Raw genomic sequence first — 8,716 nt, 5'->3', positions numbered from 1 at the left:
CGTCACGTGCGGCGCCCTCGTGGCACGAGAACCCGGTTGACCGGGCGCGGGACGACCCGCGACGCTGCGCGGATGACGGCTCCCGCTCAGGACGCGACCCCGCTGACCGACGTCGAGATCTGGCCGCTGCTGGGTGTGCGCGTCCGCAGCGGGGACCTCGAGCTGCGGGCCCCGGACGACCGCACGCTGCTCGACCTCGCGCGCCTCGCCGCCCGCGGCGTGCACCCGCCGGACTACATGCCGTTCCTCGTGCCGTGGACGCGCGGCACGCCCGTGCAGGTGGCCCGCAGCGTCATGACGTACCAGTGGGGCCTGCGCCAGCGCACGACGCCCGCCGACTGGGCCATCGAGCTCGCGGTCCTGCACGACGGCGTTCCGGTGGGCACGCAGGGCATGTACGCGAAGGACTTCGCCGTGACCCGCAGCGCGGAGACGGGCTCGTGGCTCGGCCTGGAGCACCACCACAAGGGCATCGGCACGCGGATGCGCCTGTTGATCCTGCACCTGCTGTTCGAGGGCCTGGGCGCGGAGCACGCGACGACGTCGGCGTTCGTCGACAACCCGGGCTCGTCGGGCGTCACGCGCAAGATCGGCTACCGCCCGAACGGTGTGCTGCACCAGGCGCGCGAGGGCGGTGCCGTCGAGAGCCGGCTGTACGTGCTCGACCGCGCCGACTGGGACGCGCGCCGCGACGACCTGCGGCTCGACGTGCAGATGGAGGGCGTCGAGGCGCTGCGCGAGCAGCTGGGGCTGGCCGCGACGTCCTGACGCCCGCCGGGGGCTGTGCAGGGCGTCCCCGCGGCGGCAGAGTGTGCGGTGCGCCACCCGCGACCCCGTACCCGTGACCCCGTACCCGTGACCGCGCATCTGTGACCGCACACCCGCCACCCGGAGGTGCCCGTGCCGACCACCACCGACCCGTCGCCGCGCGCGGCGCTCGTCACCGTCGACGACGACGCGGGCGTCTCGCGCGCCGTCGCGCGCGACCTGCGTCGCCGCTACGGCGACCGGTACCGCGTCGTGCGCGCCGAGTCGGGCGCGGAGGCCCTGGCGGCGTGCCGCGAGCTGAAGCTGCGCGGCGAGCAGGTCGCGGTGCTGCTGGCCGACCAGCGGATGCCCGGCATGAGCGGCATCGAGTTCCTCGAGGAGGCGATGGACCTCTTCCCGGTCGCGCGCCGCGTGCTCCTCACCGCGTACGCGGACACGGCGGCCGCCATCGACGCGGTCAACGTCGTCGACCTCGACCACTACCTGCTCAAGCCGTGGGACCCGCCGGAGGAGAAGCTCTACCCGGTGCTCGACGCGCAGCTGGAGGCGTGGCACGACGCCGCGCCGCCCGCCGTGCAGGGCCCCAAGGTCGTGGGGCACCGGTGGTCGGCGCGCTCGACGCAGGTGCGCGAGTTCCTCGCCCGCAACCAGGTGCCGTACCGCTGGTACGCCGTGGAGTCGGCGGAGGGTCGACGCATCCTCGAGGCGGCCGGCGTCGACGGCGAGCGGCTGCCGGTCGTCGTCACCGCGGACGCCGACGTGCTGGTCGCACCGGACGACGCGGCGCTGGCCGCGCGGGTCGGCCTGTCGGTCGACCCGGCGGCGGACTTCTACGACCTCGTCGTCGTCGGCGGTGGTCCCGCCGGGCTGAGCGCGGCCCTCTACGGCGCGTCCGAGGGGCTGCGGACCGCGCTGGTCGAACGCACCGCCACGGGCGGGCAGGCCGGGCAGAGCTCACGCATCGAGAACTACCTCGGGTTCCCGGACGGCCTCTCGGGGGCGCAGCTGACCGAGCGCGCGCGGCGCCAGGCGCAGCGGTTCGGCGCGGAGATCGTCATGGCGCGTGACGTCGTGGGGCTCGAGGTGCACGGGTCGGCGCGCGCGGTGCGGTTCGCGGACGGCAGCACGGTGGCCGCGCACGCGGTCGTGCTGGCCAACGGCGTCGCGTACCGCGAGCTCGACGGTCCCGGGCTCGCGGCGCTCGCCGGGCGCGGCGTGTTCTACGGGTCCGCGCTCACGCAGGCCGCGGCGTGCCGGGACCAGGACGTGCACGTGGTCGGCGGCGCGAACTCCGCCGGCCAGGCGGCGCTGTTCCTCGCGCGGGAGGCGCGCTCCGTGACGCTGGTGGTGCGCGGTGACGGGCTCGCGGCGTCGATGTCGCACTACCTCGTCGAGCAGATCGAGGCGCATCCCCGCATCACCGTGCGCACGCGCACGACGGTGGTCGACGCGGTCGGGGACGAGCACCTCGAGGGCCTCGTGCTGCAGGACGTCGACACGCGGGAGAAGGAGTCAGTCGCCGCCGGGTTCCTCTTCGTCTTCATCGGCGCCGCGCCGCTCACCGACTGGCTCGACGGGACCGTCGAGCGCGACGCGCGCGGGTTCCTGCGCGCCGGCCACGACCTGCTCGTCGACGGGCACCCGCCCGCGGGCTGGCCGCTGGACCGGCCGCCGTACCACCTCGAGACGAGCGTGCCCGGGGTGTTCGCCGCGGGCGACGTGCGGGCCGAGTCGGCCAAGCGGGTCGCGTCCGCCGTGGGCGAGGGCGCGATGGCCGTCATGCTCGTGCACCGGTACCTGGGGGAGCGGTGAGCGCGCCGGCCGGCGCGCAGCCGTGCGACGTCGCCGAGCTGCGCAGCCTGTTCCTCTTCGAGAGCCTCACCGACGAGCAGCTGGACTGGCTGTGCACGCACGGGCACGTCGAGCGGCGCGACCCCGGCACGCTGTACGGCGAGGGCGAGCCGGCGGAGTGGTTCTACGTGCTGCTCGAGGGGAAGGTGGCGCTCGAGCGGCGCGTCGGCGCCGACGACGTCGAGATCTCCCGCACGTCGCAGCGCGGCGTGTACGGCGGCGCGTGGGCGGCGTACCTGCGCGCGGGCGCGTCGCAGACGTACCCGAGCACCATGCGGGTGCTCGCGCCGTCGCGGTTCTACGCGCTCCCGTCGTCGGACTTCGCGACGCTCATGACGCGGTGGTTCCCGATGGCCGTGCACCTGCTGGAGGGGCTCGCGACGGGGCAGCACGCGACGCAGCAGGCGGTCAACCAGCGGGAGCGGCTGCTCGCGCTCGGCGCGCTGTCGGCCGGCCTCACGCACGAGCTCAACAACCCCGCCGCGTCCGCCGGACGCGCGACCTCGGCGCTGCGCGAGCGCGTGGCCGGCATGCGGCACAAGCTCGCGCTCATCGCGTCCGGCCCGTACGACGCGACGACCCTCGCCACGCTCGTCGACCTGCAGGAGCAGGCGGTGGAGTCGCTCGCCAAGACGCGCGCGCCCGGCGCACCGCCGCCGCCCGGGGCGCTCGAGCGCGCCGACGCCGAGGACGCGCTCACCGACTGGCTGGACGCGCACGACGTCGGCGCGCCGTGGGAGCTCGCGTCGACGTTCGTCACCGCGGAGCTCGACCCGGCGTGGCTGGACGCCGTCGCGGAGGCGGTCGCGCCCGAGGTGCTGGAGGGCACCGTGCGCTGGCTCGCGTACGCCCTCGAGACCGAGCAGCTCATGAACGACGTCGAGGACGCCACGACGCGCATCTCCACGCTCGTCGGCGCCGCCAAGCAGTACTCGCAGATCGGCCGCGCGCCCGACCGCGAGCTCGACGTGCACGAGCTGCTCGACGCGACGCTGACCATGCTCGACCGGCGGCTCGACGGCATCACCGTCGTGCGCGCGTACGACCGCACGCTGCCGCCCGTGCACGCGTACGGCGCCGAGCTCAACCAGGTGTGGACGAACCTCGTCGACAACGCCGCGCAGGCCATGGACGGCAGCGGCACCCTCACGGTGACGACGCGGCGCGTCGACGACTGGCTCGAGGTCGAGGTCGCCGACACCGGCCCCGGCATCCCGCCCGACGTCGTCGACCGGGTGTTCGAGCCGTTCTTCACCACCAAGCCCGTCGGGTCCGGCACAGGGCTCGGCCTCGACATCGCGTGGCGGATCGTCGTCGGCAAGCACCACGGCGACCTGACCGTCCGCTCGCAGCCGGGGGACACCCGCTTCCTCGTCCGGCTCCCGTACACCCGCCCCGACGCACCGGAGGTGCTGCCGTCATGACCGTCGACGCGATCGACCCCGCCGCCCCGCCCAGCGGCACCGGCTGCCTCGAGTGCGACGCCGCCGGCGGCTGGTGGGTGCACCTGCGCCGGTGCGCCGCCTGCGGGCACGTCGGCTGCTGCGACACCTCGCCGTCGCAGCACGCGACCGCGCACTGGCGCGCCACGGGCCACCCGGTGGTGCGCTCGTTCGAGCCCGGCGAGGACTGGTTCTGGGACTACGCGTCCGAGGACTACGCGCGCGGGCCCGCCCTCGCGCCGCCGCAGAGCCGGCCGGAGGACCAGTCCGTGCCAGGACCGGCCGGGCGGGTGCCAGCGGACTGGCGGGCGCACATCCACGTCTGACGCCCGCGGCCGGCGGCGCCCGTGCCGTGCCGCGCCGGGACGGCGACGGCCCCCGCTCCGCCGGGAGCGAGGGCCGTGACGTCGTGGTGGAGCCAAGGGGACTCGAACCCCTAACCCCCTGCTTGCAAAGCAGGTGCGCTACCAATTGCGCCATGGCCCCGGTGCGGCGTCGGCCGCGGTGCGGCGTCCGCCGCGGATCGCTCCCCGTGGGAGCGGCCGGTCACTCGAAGGTGTCGGTGACCTCGGCCCACAGGTCGCGCTCGTCGCGGTCCTGCGCGTACTTCTGCCAGGCGGCGAACCCGACCGCCGCGACCGCGGCGACCAGCAGGAGCTTCTTCATCGGATCCCCCGTCTCAGGTGGTGCCGGTGGACGCGACCCGTGCGGGTCCGACGTGGTGGGCCTAACAGGACTTGAACCTGTGACCTCTTCCTTATCAGGGAAGCGCTCTAACCGTCTGAGCTATAGGCCCGTCTCGCACCACCCGTGCGCGCTCCGAGGAGCCGACCGGGCGGGTGCGACGGTCGAGACTACCTCAGGCGCGGGGCCGATCCCAAACCGGCGACGGCCGGCGGGAGGGCGCGCGCCGGGCGGTGTCCCGGCCGGACCTCACTCGTCCGTCATGGTCACGTGCACGCCGCCGACCAGCGCCGCCACGAGGTTGTAGAGGAACGCGCCGATCGTCGCGAGCGCCGTCAGCAGGAAGACGTCGATGACCGCGACGAGCGTGGCGGCGGAGATCGTCTTCTGGAACGACACGTAGTCGAGCACGTTGAGCGTGCTCTCCGGGCCGGCGACCTGCGCGATGAGCTCGTCCACGCGCGCGAAGACCTGCAGGCCGTCGAGCGTGAACCACAGCACCGCCGCGGCCACGACGATCATGATGCCGACCGCGACCGACAGCAGAAACGCGAGCTTCATCACCGACCACGGGTCGACGCGCGACACCGACAGGCGCACGCGGCGCGGCCCGCCGACGGACGGGATACGGCCCGTGGCGGGACGCGCGGTGGCGCCCGTGGCGGGACCGGTGGTCCGCGGTGCGGCGCCCGCGGCAGGGGCCGTCGCGGTGCTCGCGGCGGCGGCGGTCGCGGGGGCGTCCGGCGTGGTCGTCATCTGCGGGTCCTCGGTCCTCGGGCGGGTCAGCTGGGAGTACGCCTGCGACAGCTTCGTGCTCGTCGCACCCGCCGCCTTCTTGAGCCAGACGGTCGTCGTGTCGACGGCCGTGACGAGAGGCGACGGCTCCTGCGCGCCGTCGTCGTCCGCGGGGGTGCCGGCGGCGTCGGCGGGACGCCCGGTGCTCGTCGCGCGCGTCGGGTCGGCGGCACGTGCACCGTCCGCGGGTCCGGCGCCGGCGGCGCGCTCGCCCATGGGCGCAGCCTCACGGGCCGTGCCCTCCGCGGACGAACCGGCGGACGAACCAGCCGACGACCCGCCGGACGCCCCGCCCGCCGCACCGGTGCGCGGACCGGTCGGACCGGTGCTGCGCGCCCCGGTGCCGGGCTTGGTCGACGTGCGCTCCGTCGTCGGCGTGCGCTCGGTCGTCGACGTGCGCTCGGTGGTCGTCGCACCACCCGTCGCACGGCCGTTCGCGCCCGTGGCGGGGGGCGTCGGCCGCTTGCGCGGCGGGATCGAGGGGGGCGTGTCGGTCATGCGTCCTCCGCGGGTCGGTCACCGCTGTCCGGCTCCGCCCCGGAGGTGTCGGAGGCGGTCGCGTCCGGCGCGGTGCCGGTCGCCGTGCCGCTGCCGTCGGCTCCGTCGGTGCCCTGGCCGTTCCCGTCCACGGTACCCGCATCGTCCGCGAGGTGTCGCTCGCTGTTCCGGGCGACGGCGATGATCCGGTCGCCCGTGTCGGGCTTGGCGAAGATGACGCCCTGCGTGGTGCGCCCGGTCGCGTTCACCTCGGCCGTGGAGGAGCGCACGATCTTGCCGCGCTCCATGATGACGAGCACCTCGTCGTCCGCGTCCGTGACGAGGGCGCCGACGAGCTCGCCGTTCGCCTCGGGCAGGTTCGCGACCTTGATGCCCAGGCCGCCGCGGCCCTGCTGGCGGTAGTTCTCCACCGTGAGGGCCGTGCGCTTGGCGATGCCGCCCTGCGTGACGGTGAACAGGTAGGCGTCCTCGCGGACGACGTCCATCGCGAGCAGGTCGTCGTCGCCGCGGAACTTCATGCCCGTGACACCGCTCGTGGCGCGGCCCATGGGCCGCAGCGCCTCGTCGGACGCCGTGAAGCGCACCGACTGGCCCTGCCGCGACACGAGGATGACGTCCTGGTGCGGGTCGACGAGGCGCGCGGACACGAGCTCGTCGGGCCGGCCCTCCTCGTCCTCGCGCAGGTTGATCGCGATGACCCCGCCGGAGCGGTTGGAGTCGTACTCCGTCAGGCGCGTCTTCTTCACCAGGCCGCGCTTGGTCGCGAGCACCAGGTGCTCCGCCTGCTCGTAGTCGCGCAGGTCCAGCACCTGGGCGATCTGCTCGCCGGGCTGGAACGCCAGCAGGTTCGCGACGTGCTGGCCCTTGGCGTCGCGGCCGCCCTCGGGCAGCTCGTAGCCCTTGGCGCGGTACACCCGGCCGAGGTTCGTGAAGAACAGCAGCCAGTGGTGCGTCGTCGTGACGAAGAAGTGGTCGACGATGTCGTCCTCGCGCAGCTGCGCGCCGCGCACGCCCTTGCCGCCGCGGCGCTGCGCCCGGTACGCGTCGACGCGGGTGCGCTTGGCGTAGCCGCCGCGCGTGATCGTGACGACCACGTCCTCCTCGGCGATGAGGTCCTCGACGCTGACCTCGCCGTCGAACGGCAGGATGTGCGTGCGGCGCTCGTCGCCGTAGCGGTCGACGACCGTGGTCAGCTCCTCGCTGATGATCTCCCGCTGGCGGACCGGCGACTCGAGGATCGCGGTGAGCTCGACGATGCGGGCCTCGAGCTCGGCGTGCCGCTGCAGGATCTCCTGGCGCTGCAGCGCGGCCAGGCGGCGCAGCTGCAGGTTGAGGATCGCCTGCGCCTGCTGCTCGTCGATCTCGAGCAGCTCCATGAGGCCGTTGCGCGCGGTGTCGGCGTCGGGGGAGCGGCGGATGAGCGCGATGACCTCGTCGAGCGCGTCCAGCGCCTTGAGGTAGCCGCGGTAGATGTGGATCTCTTCCTCGGCGCGGCGCAGGCGGAAGCGCGTGCGGCGCTGGATGACGTCGATCTGGTGCGCGGTCCAGTGCCGCACGAACGCGTCGAGGCTGAGCGTGCGCGGGACGCCGTCGACGAGGGCGAGCATGTTCGCGCCGAACGTGTCCTGCAGCTGCGTGTGCTTGTACAGGTTGTTGAGCACGACCTTCGCGACCGCGTCGCGCTTGAGCACGATCACCAGGCGCTGGCCGGCGCGGCCCGACGTCTCGTCGCGGATGTCCGCGATGCCCTGCACCTTGTTGTCGCGGACCAGGTCGGCGATCTTCTTCGCGAGCGTGTCGGGGTTCACCTGGTACGGCAGCTCGGTGACCACGAGGCACTGCCGGTTCTGGATCTCCTCGACCTCGACGACCGCGCGCATCGTGATGGAGCCGCGGCCCGTGCGGTACGCCTCCTCGATGCCCCGCCGGCCGAGGATCGTCGCGCCCGTCGGGAAGTCCGGACCCTTGATGCGCTGGAGCAGCGCCTCGAGGAGCTCCTCGCGCGTCGCCTCCGGGTGCTCCAGGTACCACTGCACGCCCGCCGCGACCTCGCGCAGGTTGTGCGGCGGGATGTTGGTCGCCATGCCGACGGCGATGCCGGCCGAGCCGTTGACCAGCAGGTTCGGGAACCGGGACGGCAGGACGACCGGCTCCTGCGTGTGGCCGTCGTAGTTGTCCTGGAAGTCGACGGCGTCCTCGTCGATGTCGCGGACCATCTCCATGGCCAGCGGCGCCATCTTGCACTCGGTGTACCGCGGTGCGGCGGCCGGGTCGTCGCCGGGGGAGCCGAAGTTGCCCTGCCCCGCCACGAGCGGGTACCGCATGGACCAGTCCTGCACGAGGCGGACGAGGGCGTCGTAGATCGCCGTGTCGCCGTGCGGGTGGTACTTGCCCATGACGTCGCCGACGACGCGGCTGCACTTGGAGAACTGCCGGTCCGGCCGGTAGCCGCCGTCGTACATCGCGTACAGGACGCGGCGGTGCACGGGCTTCAGGCCGTCGCGGACGTCGGGCAGGGCGCGGCCGACGATCACGGCCATCGCGTAGTCGAGGTACGAGCGCTGCATCTCGAGCTGCAGGTCGACCTGGTCGATGCGGCCGTGCTCGATCTCGCCGGGAATCTCGCTCACGTGCGGGTCACTCCAGTGTCGCGGGGGTCAGGGGGCGCGGTGGTGCGG

7 protein-coding genes and 2 tRNA genes are annotated in these 8,716 nt (G+C 73.9%); 4 read left to right on the top strand and 5 right to left on the bottom strand.

The window, feature by feature from the left end; all coding sequences use genetic code 11:
- Window positions 1-72 precede the first annotated feature (72 nt).
- The 4 genes from ACFUMH_RS03915 (at window position 73) to ACFUMH_RS03900 (ending at window position 4,387) form a co-directional block, all read left to right on the top strand.
- Complete coding sequence (locus ACFUMH_RS03915; RefSeq protein WP_378200703.1) at window positions 73-768, top strand: GNAT family N-acetyltransferase; 696 nt, start codon at window positions 73-75, stop codon at window positions 766-768.
- 132 nt (window positions 769-900) lie between these two features.
- Window positions 901-2,580, top strand: a complete 1,680-nt coding sequence (locus ACFUMH_RS03910) for an FAD-dependent oxidoreductase (RefSeq protein ID WP_378200699.1) — start codon at window positions 901-903, stop codon at window positions 2,578-2,580.
- Window positions 2,577-4,043 carry an ATP-binding protein gene (locus ACFUMH_RS03905; RefSeq protein ID WP_378200696.1) on the top strand — a complete coding sequence of 489 codons (1,467 nt, stop codon included), beginning with the start codon at window positions 2,577-2,579 and terminating at the stop codon, window positions 4,041-4,043. The genes ACFUMH_RS03910 and ACFUMH_RS03905 overlap by 4 nt, the downstream gene beginning before the upstream one ends.
- Window positions 4,040-4,387, top strand: a complete 348-nt coding sequence (locus ACFUMH_RS03900) for a UBP-type zinc finger domain-containing protein (protein ID WP_378200693.1) — start codon at window positions 4,040-4,042, stop codon at window positions 4,385-4,387. The genes ACFUMH_RS03905 and ACFUMH_RS03900 overlap by 4 nt, the downstream gene beginning before the upstream one ends.
- An 84-nt stretch (window positions 4,388-4,471) precedes the next feature.
- Here ACFUMH_RS03900 and ACFUMH_RS03895 read toward each other — a convergent pair.
- From ACFUMH_RS03895 to gyrA, 5 genes are all read right to left on the bottom strand, one after another.
- Window positions 4,472-4,547: transfer RNA gene (locus ACFUMH_RS03895), tRNA-Ala, on the bottom strand.
- A 60-nt stretch (window positions 4,548-4,607) separates the two neighbouring features.
- A complete protein-coding gene (locus ACFUMH_RS03890; RefSeq protein ID WP_243738078.1) occupies window positions 4,608-4,727 on the bottom strand; it encodes a DLW-39 family protein in 120 nt (39 codons plus the stop codon).
- A gap of 53 nt (window positions 4,728-4,780) precedes the next feature.
- A tRNA-Ile gene (locus tag ACFUMH_RS03885) sits at window positions 4,781-4,857 on the bottom strand.
- A 137-nt stretch (window positions 4,858-4,994) separates the two neighbouring features.
- Window positions 4,995-6,038 (bottom strand): DUF3566 domain-containing protein, encoded by a 1,044-nt coding sequence (locus ACFUMH_RS03880; RefSeq protein WP_378200690.1) that lies wholly within the window; start codon window positions 6,036-6,038, stop codon window positions 4,995-4,997.
- Window positions 6,035-8,668, bottom strand: coding sequence for a DNA gyrase subunit A (gene gyrA, locus ACFUMH_RS03875; protein ID WP_378200687.1), 2,634 nt, complete (start codon window positions 8,666-8,668; stop codon window positions 6,035-6,037). Before gyrA ends, ACFUMH_RS03880 begins: the two co-directional genes overlap by 4 nt.
- Between the last annotated feature and the right edge of the window lie 48 nt (window positions 8,669-8,716).

Origin of the sequence: Cellulomonas sp. NPDC057328 (assembly GCF_042667215.1) — a bacterium.
Lineage (GTDB): Bacteria > Actinomycetota > Actinomycetes > Actinomycetales > Cellulomonadaceae > Cellulomonas.
The sequence above is the reverse complement of the archived record's forward strand: the minus strand, read 5'-3'. Positions and strand labels throughout refer to the sequence as shown.